This is a genomic window from Vibrio sp. QJM3NY_15, from assembly GCF_057785995.1.
Map to the genome: position 1 here is coordinate 2147665 of NZ_CM173517.1, position 16991 is coordinate 2164655.

General features: G+C 46.2%; 1 protein-coding gene. It reads right to left on the reverse strand.

All coding sequences use genetic code 11. The features are described from left to right. Positions 1–2 precede the first annotated feature (2 nt). Positions 3–16904: a T1SS-143 repeat domain-containing protein gene (locus AC3CKG_RS09680; RefSeq protein WP_488529244.1), complete on the reverse strand. Its 16902-nt coding sequence runs from the start codon at positions 16902–16904 to the stop codon at positions 3–5. Positions 16905–16991: the final 87 nt, after the last annotated feature.

The window sequence follows — 16991 nt, forward strand, 5'->3', positions numbered from 1 at the left end:
CTTTAACCGTGAGTGATGACATTCTGTTGCACTAACGCATCCAAAATATCTGACGGCATGGTGCCACTTAGCGTTAACTGAGGAGCAAGGTCTTCAACCACAATCACTTGCTCTGTGGTGCCCAAACCATCAGGGTTGATGGTTAGCTCTACATCATTTCCATCCACTTTTGCATCGATATGTTGCAACAGCGTCGTCATGTTCACAGTGGCATCTTTCAGTTCCGGCAACACCTCTCGTAGGTCAATCTGATCGCCTTCAGATAGATTGAAATCGGTAATCGTGTCTGCGACACCATCTTCAATATTAAGCCACACAAACGAATCCATTCCATTGCCACCCGTCAGGATATCGGAACCACCTCCACCAATGAGTGTATCGTTGCCGTCACCGCCAACCAACGTATCGTCACCCGCGCCACCTTCCAGTCGGTCATTTCCAGAACCCGCAGTTAGGTCAGTCGCATTCGCACCGGCCAATAGTTGAATATCGTCGGTTTCCGAAGCCAGGTTAATGTCGACCGCGTCAGACACAATGTTCAAATTCAGGTCAATCGACGCAGAGGTCGCTGTATCGTTGTTATCAGTCTCTTCAGAAACCGCCTCAACTTTAAGCGTGTAACTACCCGGAGTTTGAGAAAGCCCTACTGCTTGCAAGCTTTCGATTGCATCCGCCGTTGCTACCCAAACACCGCCACCGAGGTCGGTCACAGAGCCAACATCACTGGTGATTTGAGCACCAGCAGGCACATCACTGATATGCAGCGTTAGCTCCTCAGTAATGTCCGTTAAGGCAGCGATAATTCCAACCAAAGGAATGCCACTCGCACTGACTGACTGGCTCGCAGTAATGTTTCTCACGTAATTAGACGCAGTATCAATCGACAAGGTTGGCGCATTCGCGACTGGTGTTACCGCGATGTTGTAAACAACAGGCGTCGTCTCTATCGCGATACCAGAAGGGTTTCCGCTGTCTTTGGCGACAACTTCTAAGCCAATGCTATTGGTCGGAGACAGGCTCGCATCAAGGAACACACCGCTTGGACTGGTTGGTGTATCAATCAGTGCATTTAGGTCACTCAAAGTGCCGACTAAGATAACCGAACCAGTGTTGTTGCCGTTGACCATCACCGTAGTCACTGCCGGAAGTGAAACGTTCAATGTACCGTAATCCACTGTCAGCGTGACGGTCATGAGATCATCGGAAAATGTATCAACATAATCAGGGTCACTGACATTGATACCACTCAATAGCTGACCAGCGTCCTCATCAACAACCGTGGTGACACTGTCACCATTAACGACAGGTGTATCGTTCACTCCATCGACAATCGCGGTGATCTCCGCAGTATCGGTTAGGAAATCATTGGCACCGTTGGTAGTACCATCATCTTCGACGGTGTAGGTGAACTTAACGTTACCGTTGTATTCATCAGCCGCCGTAAATATCCAGTACGGGCCAGTAATCATAGCGTCATCAGCACCACCTATGTTCTCAAAGCGCTGTAACTGGCCTTGGCCTTCGTCGAGCACCAGATTAGTCACGGTAATCGTGTCGTTTTCCGGATCGCTAGTAGCAGCAATTAAGTCTTCCTCTTTGATGATCAACTGACCTTCTTCAAGGATGTTACCTAAGTCGATATCCGTTGCCACTGGCTGATCATTCACTTCTGTTACCACAACACTGATTTCGCCGGTATCTGTTAAGAAATCATCAGCGCCATTGGTTGTGCCATCGTCCTCAACGGTATAAGTGAACTTAACATCACCGCTGTACTCGTTGGCTGCGGTAAATACCCAGTATGGGCCAGTGATCGTCGCATCATCAGCACCGCCCACGTTCTCAAAGCGTTGTAATTGGCCCTGACCTTGATCGAGCACCAAACTGTTCACAGTAATCGTGTCGTTTTCCGGATCAGTGGTTGCTGAAATCAGGTCTTCCTCTTTGATGATCAACTGACCTTCTTCAAGCATGGTGCCCAAATCAATATCCGATGCTACTGGCTGGTCATTGACTTCAGTAACTACGAGGCTAATTTCAGCATTATCAGTTAAGAAATCATCCACACCGTTGGTGGTACCGTCATCAATGATGTCGTAATTGAACTTCACATCGCCATTGAAATCACTGGCTGCAATGAATATCCAGAATGGTCCAGTTATCCCAGCGTCATCAGCACCACCAGCATTTTCATAGCGTGTAAGCTGACCTTGCCCTTGAGTAAGAGTCACACCGGTTACTGTGAGATTGTGGTTTTCTAGATCAGAACTGGCTGCAATCAAGTCACTTTCAACAATCACGATTTGACCGTCTTCCGCAATCGAGCCTAAATCCACATCAGTCGCCACCGGAGCGTCATTCACTTCCGTCACCTTAATGGTGAACGTAGTTTGATTGGTTTGAGCGGTATTCGGATCACCCGCGTCAATCAAGCCGTTATTGCCACCATCATCGAGCGTTGCATTGATCGTAACTAAACCACTCTGGTTGAGGTAGTTCTGGTCTGGATCGGGTTTGAATGTCACAGCCCCATTGGTCAACGCGGTATTGATGTCGGCCTCTTTACCTGTAATCACCAATGAGCCGTCAGGTTGCAATACAAACGTCACGTCAGGTGAGCTCGTAAACTCAAATACACCTTGCGCTCCTGGCAGTGTTTGATCCACTTGTAACGTCAGAACATACGGCGCATCTGGGTTATCAAAGTTAGCGTCAACATCGTAGATACTGAAGTTGTCGATAGCGATGCTAATATCTTCTGGCGTTTCAATGTTGGTCACATTCACAAACGTCGGTTGATCGTTGATAGGATCAATCACTAAATCAACATCGAAGCTGGTTGGCGTACCTAAGTATTCGGTGTTGTCAGCGTCTGTATCCACCGAGCGAACCGTAATTTGCAATGGCCCATTGATGCCAAGCGCATTGCCCGCATCGCTGTTGTGTTCACCCGAATTAAATACGATCTTATCGAGTGACTGAGCAGGAACATCAAGTGTCCATAGTTGTGTCGCCGGATCGTAGCTAGCCAATGTCGTGCCATCTGGATAGAAAATAGAAGCATCTTGAGGCACACCCGCCACTTCAACTCGAAGTGTTTCAGGAGCATTTTCAGTAAATGTTCCGCTTCCTGTTGCAGACAATTCTTTGTCCAAAATCGTCGCATTGATTTCGATATCAATGTTTTGGCCTTCATTGCCTGTCGCAGAGTCAGTTGGGTTAGTATCGACATCATCGCCAACAGGTACCACATGCAGTTTGAAGCTTGGCAAGTTTGCCGCAGCAGTAGGCACGCCCAACAAAGATTCTTGAGTGAAGACTTCAACGCCAAACTCGGCCGTACCACTGAAGTTTTTCGGTGGTAAAATCCACAGCTCACTCAGGTCGAATGACAGTCCTGATGCTTGGGGCAGTTGAACACTCCATTCACCACCACCGTTGTTCTTCACTGTGTAAGTTGAGGCAGCATCTGCACTCATTAAGAAGCCATCTGGTACACCCGTAAACTTAATCGAAACGAACTGCTCTGAGCCATCAAGGTCAGTCAATGCGATCGATACTGGCCCCGTACCGGACAAGGAAATAAGCTGATCTTCGTTACCAGTAATCTCGATAACATCCGGATCACTACCCGGCCCTGTGACAGACACTTCATCCACCACAGGAACGACTTCAAAGCTGACACTTGTAGAGAAGGTATCGGAGTCTGTTGCCGTACCCACAGGAGAAGCTGGATCATTATAGGTTGCTGTATCGGTAACGGTGCCGCTGACATTAACCTGCACTTGGTTAATATCATTGCCCGTTGGGTAATTTTCGATTGCCCTAAAGAGCACATTATCGAGTGCACCTGCCGCAATTTCAGCCTGGTTAAACGTCACAGACGTACCTAATGAGGTACCCGTATTGTCATAAAATGCGCCTATAGAAGGATCGTCCAACGTCAAGGTAATCGATGTAAACTCTTCTTGACCGCCTTCGACGCCTGATACTTGATCCGAAATAGTCGAATTGAAGTCGAGTTGAATATAAGTGTCTTCGTAACCCACCGGATCTTGTCCGGCTTGGCCATCGTTATCGACAGGATTAAAGGCATCATCAAGAGAACCCACGACATTCACCTCAATCGTTGGGTCCGTCTCCGCATCCGGTGCGACTTTGATGATAACTTCGGTCACTAAGGTCTTCTCATCGCCAGATTGTAAATCTTTGGTCACTATGGTCATTGGCAACCTAAAGTCACCAGAGTAGTTTGGTGGCAGGTTCAACAACAAACCTGAGGAATCGACGGTTGTACCCTGTTCAACTGTTGTCTCGTAAACATATTTCCCGTTCACAAAGTCAACATCACTTCTTCCCGAGAGGCTAATCGGGAATGATGTAGTAGCATCAATGACCAGGATACCATCAATGATCACCGTCACTTGGTCAGGAGAATCATCACGGCCCGTAAAGCTCAAAATGCCATTGAGTGCCGCGCCGAGATCAAGTTGAGTATCTTCAACCGCATCGATAACGCTGTCTTGAACAATGGAGATCCCAGCTGCAACTTTATCCGGAGCAACGAGTACTTCAGGATAAGAAAGCGTTACCTCACCAGTGCGTTGCTCTTGGACGGACGTTTCATTGTTGGCATCTCCAGGATCTGACACTAAGGTATGAATCGTCATCTTGATATTATTAAAGTCCCCTGCCACGTCATCTGTATCATTGGCAGGGGTGAAATCTAATCCATTGGGTGCACTGACGCTAAAGGCATCTTCATTGGTCACAACCCATCGGCCACCACCTTCGTATGAGGCACCCGTTACTAAAAGTTGCCCTAAAATATCATCCGACAACGCGCTTCCGTCAGTGTTAGTCAGCTGAACAATCACTTCGTCAACTTGCTCTTCTACTGTGCTTAAATCCGTTTCTTGGTATCGGACGACGTATTCACCGTCCCAGATTTCATCTCCGTTAGTATCCGTCGTTTGGTTATCACTGTTGGTTGTAAATTTAATTACGCCATTAGCGTCAGCCGTAATCGTAGTCAGATCTACAGAGCCATCTTCGTTTGAAACAACAATCTTGTTGTCGGCATCTCCAGGCTCAACGACAGGCCGCACGACAACATTAATCGTACCGGTGATCGTCGCCGTTACAATGCCTTGCCCAGGGTTTGAAGCATCGACATATTCATGATCTCTCTCTTCAATCATTACCACGGTATCAAGCGTGAAATCAGTACTTGAATCTTGAGCTGGTGTGATTTGGATGAAGTTATTGTTCAGCGCAATTTGAGTGAACTCTTCTGGCGTCTGGCCACTCTTAGGTGTGATGGTTAAAGTGCCTGCGGCAGCATTGTAAACCCAAGTGACGTCGCCATTAACCACAACACTTTCAACATCCGTTGGAATGTCACTGATGATAATAGAAGTGAAATGCTCATCGTCATCAATATAGTCAGTACCCTCTGGGTGCCAATCAATATTGATAGCAGTATCTTCATTCCCACGAGTCACTGTATTGTACGTCGCTGATGTATCGATTATAGGTTCGACTAGCACTCGAATTTCTTGATCAAACGTAAGCGTGTGACCATCATTCTCGGTCACAATCACTTTACCTTGGATGTGGATATTCTCTGTCGATGAGTCGACAGGTCGAATGCGAATGCCTGAGGTTTTACCTGCCTCAGTAATGTTCGCTTCGTAGATAGGTTTGGACAAGTCAGGACTACCGCCCGGCCCAGTTTCGTAACCGACAAAGTTAAGGTCAATCACTGTACCGTCACCGTCTTCTAGAACAACCCCATCGGGTATACCCGATAGAATAACGGTTATTGATTCTGAACCGTCGTCAGGCAATGGGGTTTGATCTACAGCTGCCGGATCAGGTCTTCTTTCTCCAGATAACACAGTGAAGTCAAGCAGAGCAAAGTTATCACCGTTTTGACTTTCTTGAATCGTGGTTTGAACGCCGGTTATGCCACCTTCGTTAAACGTCGTCCAATCTGTACCATTCGTCCCACCATAAGGCGTGTCGGCAACACCTTTGACCTCGACGTTGACCGTCTTAGTACCCAGTATTTCTTCATCGACTTGCGCACCTGAAGAAAGGTTCGCGGTGTCTTTAACCACACCGGTGACATCGAAAGTAAAATCCACATTGCTGTGTTTGGTTGGAACAACTTCCACGTTAGCCAAATCGGAATACGCAATTTCTTGGTAATCAACGCCATTGATCGTGATGGTCGGAACGACTGTCGTGGTACCTAAAAAGTAAAGTACCGCGCCTTCAGTAACATTGCTGATACGAACAAACAGCTCTTCAGAGCCATCGGTATCCACTGACCCAGTCATGGTGATGACTTCGTCTAACGTGAACGCGTCTTTGTTGTCCAAAGGACCAATGTAATCAGGGTCATCGATGTTATCTTCGTTGATCTTGATACGACTCACACTGAATTTGCCCGGGTCGGCGTCAGCAGTGACATCAATAATGATATTTTGCTCTACAGAACGAGCGGTCGTCTTATCGTTTGTTCCACCGTTGGTTGAATCATCGTATGGGTTAAGCGTCTCTTCCGTAATTGCCGTCACTTTGAACTCAATTTGCCCAGAGAAGTTATCAATAGGGTTAACTACGGTGCTATTGATATCAGCAGATGCAATGATATAAACACCATTAACTGGCGTAAGTACTGTGCCATTTTGGTCAAGCAGCTCAAACTTCCCGTCGCCTTGAACAGCTTCAAGCTCATAGGTAATGGTTTCAGTTTGGCTATTATCTTGTGACACTGCGTTCAGTTGCAACGTGACATCGTCTTCATCTTCGTTCACTTGATATTGATACGTGCTACTGGTGTCATCCCAAGTCGCAATATCCGCTACCGCTTCAATCTCGATTCTGAAGTTTGAGTTAATGGTGTGCTCCGTAGTGCCATTTTTCTCAATTTCAAGCTCATAGCGAACTCGCCCACCAGCTTCATCTGAACTAGCGTGTTGGTCCGGAACAAAAAACAGATTATCTATCGTCGCGATAGTTTGTCTTGGTTCATTCGGGTTTGGAGCAAAACTTTGTTCGAGTTGAGGAGAACCAAATATAATGCTCCCATTTGGCGCAGGCACTAATTCAATATAATCAGTACCATCGAAGTAATAAAACGTACCTTGATGACTGTCACCTCCATTCGGGCTTTTAATCGTCAACTGCCCAATAGATTCAGCGTTGTCTTGGTCATACAGGTTAACTTGCAGTGCAACTTGCGCTGGTGCATTAGGCAAACCATTTTGGTTATCTTGAACATTCTCAAGAGTCGGCTCATCACCTGTTGCGTAAGGTATGGTTGAGTCTCTACCAGCATCCTCGAAGGTCGTCACTTTCAGCGCAATTCTTGTAGAATCCCTATCAGTAATAGTGATGTCTAACGGTGTTTCAGAGGTGTCTAAATCGCCATCCGTCGCAATCACGTTAATCGAGAAATCGATGGTGTCTAGGCCGTCATGATCGAGATAGCCGTTAGCTCTGAATTCAACCTCACCATTTGAGTCGATACGTAATCGACCAAGCTGACGAGTATCAGCTCCTCCATTTGTTTGCTCGTAAACGCGAATCTGTTGGCTGCCACTATTTAAATCAAAGCTGCTACTGTACGATCCATTGTTCCCAATACGGAAAACAATATCCGCTCCATTATTTGAGATGCCCTCAATTCGACTCAGTACCGCACCATCAGCCCCCACATCTGTTGCATTTGCAAACATGTCGACTTTAGAGTTGTTGTAACCCTGCCCTTCAAGACGGGTGATTGATTGAGTTGTCACCAACGGAACATCATCCGTCACTGTGATTGTCAGATCAATCGCGTTTGATTGGTCTTGGTCAAAGTCTTCAGCCACAACTGAGAAACCAAGTTCGATGTTGTTTTCATCGGCACCATCAGGGTGTTTGAGGGGTTTAAACAGTTCAAACTGGTAACTGTTGTTTGAGGTATCGAAAACAATTTTGAATACCGCTTCATTACTCGTTACGGTTTGAGCAACATAGGTAAATGTTGTGCCTACCTGTGAAACAGTTAACCACTCTAAGCTTTCTCCATCGGAGGTTAAGCCAGCTAGAACCAAGTCTTCATCAACCAGTTCATACTTCACAACGCCATCGGCACCTTCATCGACGGTGAATAGTCCATTAATAATGGTGTCTTCAGAACGATCCGAACCAATCCCAGTAAGATCGTCTTCATCAACAACGGTTTCACCGGTCGGAGCAGTCATCACTGGCACATCATCTAGCACCTCGATTGGCAATACATATTGGTTAGAATCATCGCCATCACCGTCAACGGCAACAACATCAAACGGTATTGTTAATGTATCGAGGTTACTCGGTGTCGTGGCGTGATTGAGAGGGCCCAGCAAGGTAAAGGTGTAAGCACCATCATCAGTCAATACTAATGTAAAAATTGGCGTTCCACTTGGGTCGGTTGCCCCTTGGTAGGTGGTCGTGTTAGCAGCACCAGTGATTTCGGTGATCTTAATACCTTCACTGCCCGACGATAGCGTTGCTTCCAGCGTTGAGATATTACGCAGCTCGTAAACCTCAACTTGGTCTGCACCTTCTGTGGTAACAAACGAACCCGTTGCTTGTGCCAGAGTGCCTAAATCATCTTCATCAACCACAAACGTACTCGCGACAGTCGTATCAGTAATGGTTGGCACATCATCAGTAATGGTCACCGTTAACGGTTTCATCGCTGAGTCAGTGTTATCTTTGTCGACAGCGATAACTGGTAAGGTAAAGATTTGATCGTTATTACCCTGTACTGGCAAGTGATCTAACTCTTCCAGTAAGGTGAATGTGTACTCTCCTAGAACCATGCTGCTAAACGTGATGGTGAAGATATCCGTTTGAACACCGCCGCTTTCAACGTAACCAATATAATTATCGCTGTTCAGAGGATCTTCTTTTAGCTGAACCACCAAGCCATCCGCTTTCAGATCACCTGATGTGTTGAATTGAGCCGTATCAATGCGGAAGTGGCTGACATCATCACTTCCTGCTGTGAAAGTAATGGTTTCAGTTTGGCTCACAGGTAATCCCGGTGAAGAGCCGTCGACCAGATTCGCTTCTTCCAATGCAACCGTTGGTACTGTGTCTATTACTGGTGGAGCACCATCTGCAATAGTCAGCGTCACTGTTGAAGTGACAATATCGCCATCTTTATCTTCCGATGTCACCGTAATGGTCTTAACAATGTCACCACCCGAATGATCGAGGTTACGGTTAGGTTCGAAACGTACATCACCTTCAAGATTGATAAACAGAGAACCTTCAGTGAATACAAACTCTTGCTCACCCGTGTCGGTTTGTACCAAGGCTGTTTCAGCTTGATTGTCATACACAAACTTAGTAATTGTCGCGCCATCAGCACTTTGCGCAGGCATCACATCAAAGACTGCTGTAGTCGGTGTACCAGTGGTTGGTTCAGTAATGTTGAGCGCACCGGATTGCATCAGCTGAACATCATCGGTGATGGTGACTGTCAGCGGTTTAGACGCTGAAATATCACCATCGGTATCTTCTGCATAAACAGAAAGATCAAAGCTCAGATCGTTATTTCCTAAGCCATCAACATGGTCTAAACGTTCAAGCAGAGTAAAGGTATATTGGCTCGGATTCGTGTCATCAAAATCCAGAGTGAAGATAACTTTCTCAACACCCGAACCATCCGTCGTAAATGCTACGTAGTCGCCAGAGTTTGCAGGGTCTTCGCGCAAACTCAATTCAAGGCCATCCGACTTCAACGCGCCATTGGTATTGAACAGCCCTACTTCCACCACTATTTCAGCAATATCATCACTGCTTGCAAGTGAAGTAATGGTTTGAGTCATACTCACAGGGTTTACGCTAGGCGTAGAACCATCCGCAAGTAAGCTTTCTGACAATGCCACACCCGGCACAACGTCGATTGTTGGCCCATCACCATCAACAATGGTGAGAGTGACTTTTGATGAGAATATGTCGTTATCAAAGTCTGAAGAGGTGAACACAATCGATTTAACAATGTCGCCCGCAGAGTGATCAAGGTTCCGATTTGGCTCAAACCTCACATCACCATCTAATGTCACAAACAGTGAACCTTCAGTGAAAACAAACTCTTGTTCACCGCTGATACTTTGATTCAGAGTAATTGGAGAGCTACCGTCGTACGTAAACTGCGTAATATTCGCGCCGTCTGCACTTGGTATTGGCATCACATCAACTGTAGGCGTTGTAGGAGTACCAGTATTAGGCTCAGTGATGGTTAAGAAGCCATCTTGCATTTGCTGGATGTCATCTTCTATCGTAACCACTACATCGCGCTTTGTTGACTCAGAATCATCTGTATCAACAGCATAGATAGGTAAGCGGAAAGTAAGGTCGTTGTTGAGCACGCCATCAAGATGGTCGAGTGCCTCAATCAAGGTAAATGTAAACTGAGCTTTGTTTACACTATCAAAGCTAATGGTAAATACATCGGTAACGTTACCCATACCATCATCGGTATAACCAATGTAGTCACCAGCAGAAGCAGGATCTTCTTTTAGTTGAACGACAAGACCATTTGATTTCAACAGATCGCCCGGATTGAATTCGTTGGTCGCAATTCTAAAGTGACTAAAATCATCACTTCCTTCGGTGTAAGTGATTGTGTGAGTCGAACTGACTGCAGAACCACTTGGCGTCGAGCCATCCGCTAGGTTAACTTCCGATAAGTTAACATCTGGAACCACATTAATAACTGGATTGATACCATCTTTGATCGTCAAAGTGACGTCCGCAGTATCGGTATCGTTATCAAAATCACTGGTGGTGACGACAATCGTTCTTACGATATCGCCAGATGAATGGTCAAGATCTCGGCTCGGTTCAAAACGAACCTCCCCTTCAATGGTGATGTACAGCAACCCATCAGTTACAGTAAAGACTTGTTCTGTAGAGACGCTTGGGTCTAACGTTACAGCGGTGCCACCATCGTAAGTAAACTGTGTCACTTTCGCGCCATCAGCACTCTGCGTTGGCATAACATCAATGATTGGTGTCGTAGGTGGCGTACCCGATGCCAAATCAGCTAATGAAGGCTCAGTGATACTCAAGGTACCATCTTGAACGCCTTGCACGTCATCGGTGATCGCAACCGTCATCGGCGACATTGCAGAATCATCACCATCCGCATCAACCGCTAACACAGGGACATCGAAACTTAGTGTATTGTTTTGTAATCCATCGACATGATCTAATGCTTCAAGCAGTGTGAACGTGTATTGCCCTAAATTACTCGTCGAGAAACTGATCGTGAAGACGTTGGTTTCTACGTTAGAACCGTCTTTAACGAAGCCAATGTAATTACCAGAATTAGCTGGTTGCTCTTTTATTTCGACATCTAGCCCGTTCGATTTCAAAGCCCCTGAAGTATTGAACTGCGTAGGGTCAATTCTGAAATGGCTTACGTCGTCACTACCTGCGGTGTAGGTAATGGTTTGTGTCATTGTCACTGGATTACCGGTTGGCGCAGAGCCATCAGCCAGTTCCACTTCAGATAACGTAATTCCGGGAACAAGGTCGATTGTAGGAAGGTCACCATCAACAATCTTCAGCGTCACGGTCGAAGTAACAATATCGCCATCGAGGTCAACAGACGTCACCTCAATCGACTTAGTAATGTCACCGGCAGCATGGTTTTGGTTACGCACAGGTTCGAAACGTATTTCACCCTCTGTCGTAATGAATACCGAGCCTTCCGTGAAGACAAATTTTTGTTCACCATTTACATTTAAATCAAGGCTTTCTGCAGTATTACCATCGAAAACAAATGAAGTGACTTTCGCTCCATCAGCACTTTGGCTTGGCATAACATCAAAGGTATTTGATGTTTCTACACTTGCTGCCGGCTCACGACTGGTGATTGTGCCATCTTGCATCAATTGCACATCGTCGCCAATGGTCACACCAAGCTGAGAAACTAACGAGTCATCGCCATCACTATCCACCGCATACACGGGCAGATTAAAGCTTAAATCGTTGTTGCCACGCGCATCTTGATGATCCAGAGCTTCGATTAAAGTAAATGTGTATTCACCTAAGGTTCCGGAGTTGAAGTCCAGTGTAAATACTGTCGTCTCTACATTAGACGAGCTGGTAGTAAAACCGACGTACTGACCAGAGCCTTGAGGATCTTCGCGCAGTTCGACCGCTAAGCCATTCGATTTAAGTGAGTCGTTAGTATTGAACTCGGTTGGTTCTAAACGGAAGCGAACCACATCATCACTTTGGTTGGTGAAAGTAATCGTCTCCGTTTGACTAACCGCACTACCACTTGGCGCAGAACCATCAGCTAGGTTTGTTTCTGAGAACGTAACGCTTGGTACAGCATCGATGGTTGGAATATCACCATCGGTAATGGTCAGCGTAACGGTTGAAGTCACAGGATCGTTATCAAAATCACTTGAAGTAACGACAATCGACTTCACGATGTCTTCGCTGGCAGAGTGGTCAAGGTCTCGATTCGGTTCAAAGCGCACTTGGCCTTGAAGAGTGATGAATAGCTCACCTTCAGTGAAACTAAACTGCTGCTCGCCTACGATGCTTTGATCGAGTGTTTTAACAATACCGCCAAATGAGAATTCAGTGATCGTCGCACCATCGGCACTCTGATTTGGCATCACATCAATGGTGTTGGTTGTGATGGTTCCGTCTGCAAGGTTTGGCTCAGTAATATCTAACGTACCGTCTTGCATTATTTGGACATCATCACCAATGGCCACATTGAGTTGAGACACCAGTGAATCATCGCCATCACTGTCGACAGCGTAAACAGGCAGGTCAAAGCTTAAGCTGTTATTCGCAAGGCCATCCACATGGTCTAACGCTTCAAGTAAGGTAAAGGTGTATTCGCCCAACGTACTTGTAGAGAAGGCAATCGTGAATACAGGAACTTCAGTATTCGAGCCATCGGTAATAAAACCTATGTAAGTACCCGGATTAGCAGAGTCTTCTTTTATCTCGACCGCAAACCCATTCGATTTAAGTGCACCACCCACATTGAACTCGGTTGGTTCAATACGGAAGCTGGTCACATCATCACTTTGATTGGTGAAGGTAATCGTCTCAGTCTGACTGACTGCACTACCGCTTGGTGCTGAACCGTCATTAAGGTTGGTTTCAGACAGAGTCACACTTGGCACCGCATCAATGGTTGGGATATCACCATCAGTAATCGTCAGCGTCACTGTTGATGTCACCACATCGTTATCTAAATCACTTGAGGTCACCACAATCGACTTCACGATATCTTCGCTCAGCGTGTGGTCAAGATTGCGGTTTGGTTCGAAGCGAACTTCACCTTGCAAGGTGATGAACAGTGAACCTTCAGTAAAGACAAACTTCTGTTCACCTGTATCGTTTTGATCGAGCGTTATTACCGCTCCGTTATCGTAGATAAACTGAGTGATTGTCGCACCATCGGCACTTTGACTAGGCATCACATCAACAGTGGCTGTCGTCGGAGTACCCGCAGCCAAATCAGCAACCGTAGGCTCAATAATATTAAGCGCTTGGTTTTGCATGACCTGTACATCATCACCAATGGTCACATTCAGTTGAGACACCAGTGAATCATCACCATCGCTATCAACGGCATAAACAGGAAGATCAAAACTCAGATCATTCTTCGCTAAGCCATCTACATGATCTAGAGCTTCAAGTAAGGTAAAGGTGTATTGGCCTAAATTAGTATCCGATAAGCTAATCGTAAACACGTTAGTTTCAACATTCGGAGCAGTCGTCACAAAACCGATGTAGCCGCCCGGAGTGGTTGGGTCGGGTTTCAGCTCAACCGCCAATCCATTTGATGTGAGAGCACCACCAACATTAAACTCAGTCGGTTCAATGCGGAAACTCGTCACGTCGTCACTTTGATTAGTAAAGGTAATGGTTTGAGTTGAACTTACCGCACTTGCATTCGGAGCAGATCCGTCACTCAGATTCGTTTCTGACAGCGTAACGCTTGGCACTGTGTCTATGGTTGGGATATCGCCATCGGTAATGGTTAGCGTTACCGTTGAGGACACAAGATCGCTATCGGAATCACTTGAAGTTACGACTATCGACTTCACGATATCGCCACCAGTATGGTCAAGGTTGCGACTTGGTTCGAAACGAATATCGCCTTGCAGAGTGATATACAGTGAACCGTCAGCAACCACGAATTTCTGCTCACCCGTGTCGCTTTGGTCAAGCGTCAATACCGCCCCACCATCATAAGTGAACTGAGTAATAGTCGTGCCATCAGCACCTTCTTCATCAAGTACATTAACGGTAGCTGTCGTCGGAGTACCTGCTGCCAAATCTGCAACCGTTGGCTCTTCAATTGTGAGAGAGTCATTAACCATCACTTGAATATCATCAGTGATAGTTACAGCCAGTGGCGACATTAACGAATCATCACCGTCGCTATCGACAGCGTAGACTGGCAAGTTGAATGTTAGATCGTTATTGCCTTGAACAGGCGTGTGGTCAATCGCTTCCAGAAGCGTGAAGGTGTACTCACCCAGCGTGGTACTGCTGAAATCGAGTGTAAATACCGTGGTTTCGACATTTGAAATATCAGTCGTGAAACCTATGTAATTACCTGAACCTGTTGGCTCTTCTCGAACCTCAATGCTCAAGCCATCGGACTTGAGCGCATTGTTAGTATTAAATTCACTTGGTTCTAAACGGAATTTCTCAACGTCATCACTTTGATTAGTGAAAGTGATGGTTTCCGTCTGACTAACCGCGCTGCCACTTGGCGATGAGCCATCAGTTAAATCAGCTTCTTCAAGTAAGACGCTCGGCACCGTATTAATAATCGGATTGTCACCATCAGTAATAGTCAGCGTAATGGTTGAAGTCACCGGATCATTATCGAAGTCGCTTGAAGTCACGACTATCGACTTCACGATATCTTCGCTAACAGAATGGTCTAGATCGCGGTTCGGCTCAAAGCGCACTTCCCCTTCAAGAGTGATATATAGCTCGCCTTCGGTGAAGCTGAATTGCTGCTCACCTGAAATGCTTTGATCCAGCGTGTTTACAACACCGTCATACGTAAACTGAGTGATCGTCGCGCCATCAGCACTCTGATTTGGCATCACATCAATGGTGTTGGTTGTGATTGTTCCGTCGGCAAGGTTTGGCTCAGTAATATCTAACGTACCGTCTTGCATGATTTGGACATCATCACCAATGGTCACATTAAGCTGAGACACCAGTGAATCATCGCCGTCTGTATCAACCGCATAAACAGGCAGATCGAAGCTCAGATCGTTATTCGTTTGGCCATCTGCATGGTCTAACGCTTCAAGCAGAGTAAAGGTGTATTCACCCAACGTACTCGTAGAGAAGGCAATCGTGAACACTGGAACTTCCGCGCCCGAACCATCAGTAATAAAACCGATATAACTACCTGGGTTAGCAGAGTCTTCTTTTATCTCGACCGCAAAACCATTTGATTTTAACGCACCGCCGACATTGAATTCAGTAGGCTCAATACGGAAACTCGCCACATCATCACTTTGGTTCGTGAAAGTAATCGTCTCAGTCTGACTGACTGCACTACCGCTTGGCGCAGAGCCATCAGCAAGATTGGTTTCAGACAAAGTAACGCTTGGCACGGCATCAATGGTTGGGTTATCACCATCCGTAATCGTCAGAGTTACTGTTGAAGTCAATACGTCATTATCTGAATCGCTTGAGGTCACCACAATCGACTTCACGATGTCTTCGCTGAGCGTGTGGTCTAAATTACGATTTGGTTCAAAGCGCACTTCACCTTCAAGAGTGATGAACAACTCACCTTCCGTGAAGCTAAATTGCTGCTCACCGTTGTCAGATTGATCAAGCGTTCGAACTTGCCCGTCATAAGTAAACTGAGTGATCGTCGCGCCATCGGCACTCTGATTTGGCATCACATCAATGGTGTTAGTTGTGATTGTGCCGTCTGCAAGATTTGGCTCAATGATATCTAACGTACCACCTTGCATGATTTGAACATCATCGCCGATGGTTACGCTCAATAGAGAAACCAAAGAATCATCACCATCGCTATCAACAGCGTAGACTGGCAAGTCGAAACTCAAATTATTATTTGCTAGGCCATCTACATGGTCTAACGCTTCAAGTAAGGTGAAAGTGTATTGGCCTAAATTGGTATCTGAAAAGCTAATCGTGAATACGCTGGTTTCAACATTCGAACCATCCATAACAAAACCGATGTAACCACCCGGTGTGGTTGGGTCGGCTTTCAGTTCGACGGCCAATCCGTTTGATGTGAGAGCGCCACCAACATTAAATTCAGTCGGTTCAATACGGAAGCTTGTCACATCATCACTTTGAGTGGTGTAAGTAATCGTTTGAGTTGAACTCACCGCGCTGCCGCTTGGTGCAGAGCCATCACTCAGATTGGTTTCCGACAAGTTCACAGTTGGAACATTATCAATGGTTGGGATATCACCATCGGTAATGGTCAGAGTGACGGTTGAGGTCAGCACATCGTTATCGGAATCGCTAGATGTCACCACGATCGATTTCACGATGTCTTCGTTCAGCGTGTGGTCTAGATTACGATTGGGCTCAAAGCGTACTTCACCTTCAAGCGTGATGAACAGTTCACCTTCTGTGAAGCTAAATTGCTGCTCACCATTGTCAGTTTGATCCAGAGTTCGAACTTGCCCGTCATACGTAAACTGAGTGATCATCGCGCCATCGGCACTTTGATTCGGCATCACGTCAATGGTGTTAGTTGTCACTGTGCCAGCGGCAAGATTTGGCTCGACGATATCTAACGTACTATCTTGCATGATTTGAACATCATCGCCGATAGTGACGTTTAACGGAGACATCAGCGAATCATCACCGTCACTATCTACCGCATAAACAGGCAGATCAAAGCTGAGGTCGTTGTTGCCTCGAGCATCTTGGTGATCCAA

Bases quoted from the DNA above. Each gene is read 5' to 3' on its own strand.
- AC3CKG_RS09680 (WP_488529244.1), bottom strand. From the start codon at position 16,904: ATGTCTCCGTTAAACGTCACTATCGGCGATGATGTTCAAATCATGCAA.